The organism is Bacillus sp. P4_D3, from assembly GCF_056401855.1.
Map to the genome: position 1 here is coordinate 1 of NZ_JBFUIN010000541.1, position 2123 is coordinate 2123.

Genomic DNA, 2123 nt, shown 5'->3' on the forward strand with positions numbered 1-2123 from the left:
CAACTTCTTTGTTACATGAATGTGACAGAAAAATATTTACAACATTTGAGGGTATAGTAAGTGTGAGGTGTTGTTTTATGTTCAAAAAAATAGGAGTCATTACTCTGCTTTTCTTTTTATTATCAACAAATGCGTTCGCAAATACAAATAAACAAATTGAAGTATTTGATTGCAAAAAAGAAATGGTAGTCCAAAAACAATCTTTAGATCGGGCCATTCAAAAAGAAGCAGTTCAATACGCAAAATCAATTACCGGTCCATTTAAAAACTTAAATGTCGTTCCGAAAGATGGACATATGATAAAAATCCCTTTATCTAAACCTGTTTCTATTACAAATCAATGGTTACATACAACAATTGATGAAGTACTCATCCTTCTTCCACTTAATGAAAAACCTTATATTATGCTTTACGACGATGAGAATAATCCGCATTTTTATTATGTAAAAGGTGATCCGAAGGGGTTATTGAAACAAATGAATATTAAGATGTAATTACTTAAGAAAGGTTCCGTACATGAATATGGGACCTTTCTACAATCTTATAAAGTGACTTGAACCTTTATAAGATTCTCCTTTTACAAATCCATTTGCGCAATAAAACTCATCACCTTGCTTTGTATCCGTATGTAGAACAACAACGTGAAAATACTTTTCCGCATGTCTTAAAAGTTGCTTTAATAACAACTTCCCTAATCCGATGCGCCGATAATCCTTTGAAATATAAAACCTTCTTAATCGGCCAATCTTTAAACCTTTCGTATTTGGATCTTGATTTAATCCTCCAATACCAATTAACGTATCACCTCGAAAAACGCCATATAAACATTCGCCCGTTTTACTAAATGTATTTCTTTTACTTTCATATTCATTTATTAATTTTATTAGGAAGTTAAATCCTTCTTCTGTACTTTCTTCGACAAGGAGATTGATCTCATATTTTAGTAAATCTTCAATTCGTTTTATTTGTATATTTTCCAGCTTACTCCCCCACTTTCTCTATCCAAATGTATCTTTTTGAAAAATAAAAATGCCCAAGAATATATCATCCTGAGCATTCATTTGAATGTGAACTTATTCATTTTGTTATGTACGTATTCTTCAATTCTGGTAATATCCCCTTCAGTTCCATTAAATCAGCAATTACTAAATCAGCATGAGCAAGTTCCTCTTCTTGTGCAAAATCAAAATTACATCCAATCGCAATTAAACCATTATCTTTTGCAGCGTTAATATCAGATAAACGATCTCCAACTACCGCTGCCCCTTTTAAATCATATTTTTTCAAAATATTTTTTACTAAGTCACCTTTATTAAGCGATGAAATTTGTTCGATACTAAAAGTTTCAGTAACCCATTGCTCTAAATCATAATAAGAGACGATTGCCTGTAAATATTCCGTTAAACCGTTACTAGCTATGTAAATTGAGCAATCATTTTCTTTTAAATAATTGAAAACCTCTTTTACATTCGGATATAAAGCACCTTTCCCACTCTTTATGTTTTCAATTAATCTTTCTAAGAAATATGCATCCGTTTGTTCTCTTACTTCATTAGAATGGTTCGGCAATAAAGCTTCCCAAACTTTTGGTAAAGGTACACCCATAATTTCACGGTATTTATCAATTGGTGTTACTGCATTCCATAATTGTAGTGACCGTAAATGATCAAATGTATCATCTAGTGATAATTCTAAAATTTTATCTGTTTGAAATAAAGTTCCATCCATATCGAAAATTAGTGCTTGCAACATTTTATACTCTCCCATTCTTTACGTATTAACTACAATACAGTTTTACTCGAAATATGTTTAAGCATCTCAACAATAATTTCTGAACAATAATTCGCGGCCGTTTTCGCGAAATCATCATATGAAACTTGCGCTGAATCATCTGTACTGTCAGAAATGCATCTCAAAACGAGAAACGGTATGTCATTTATATGAGCAACATGTCCAATTGCCGCTCCTTCCATTTCTGTACAATGAGGTGCATATTCAGTGACTAATTGCGCCTTTAATTTTGAATCCTCGACGAAGCATTCTCCGCTGACGATTCTTCCTTCATGAACAGTAATATTTAAACTACTACTATTAACAGCTTTTCGGGCTAAATCTCTTAATTC

General features: G+C 32.1%; 4 protein-coding genes. 1 reads left to right on the forward strand and 3 read right to left on the reverse strand.

The window, feature by feature from the left end:
* The first annotated feature begins 77 nt into the window (after window positions 1-77).
* Entirely contained in the window at window positions 78-494 is a 417-nt protein-coding gene (locus AC1DTM_RS23810) for a hypothetical protein (protein WP_016105118.1), read from the forward strand.
* 39 nt (window positions 495-533) lie between these two features.
* On the opposite strand, the gene AC1DTM_RS23815 is transcribed toward AC1DTM_RS23810, so the two are convergent.
* The 3 genes from AC1DTM_RS23815 to AC1DTM_RS23825 all read right to left on the reverse strand — a co-directional run.
* Entirely contained in the window at window positions 534-980 is a 447-nt protein-coding gene (locus AC1DTM_RS23815) for a GNAT family N-acetyltransferase (protein ID WP_033714724.1), read from the reverse strand.
* A 97-nt stretch (window positions 981-1077) separates the two neighbouring features.
* Window positions 1078-1752, reverse strand: coding sequence for an HAD family hydrolase (locus AC1DTM_RS23820; RefSeq protein ID WP_477001042.1), 675 nt, complete (start codon window positions 1750-1752; stop codon window positions 1078-1080).
* 29 nt (window positions 1753-1781) lie between these two features.
* A partial coding sequence (locus AC1DTM_RS23825; RefSeq protein WP_477001043.1) for a phosphorylase family protein occupies window positions 1782-2123 on the reverse strand: 342 nt, incomplete at its 5' end.

Coding starts and splice junctions, on each gene's coding strand:
- AC1DTM_RS23810 (WP_016105118.1), top strand. CDS start 78: ATGTTCAAAAAAATAGGAGTCATTACTCTGCTTTTCTTTTTATTATCA.
- AC1DTM_RS23820 (WP_477001042.1), bottom strand. CDS start 1,752: ATGTTGCAAGCACTAATTTTCGATATGGATGGAACTTTATTTCAAACA.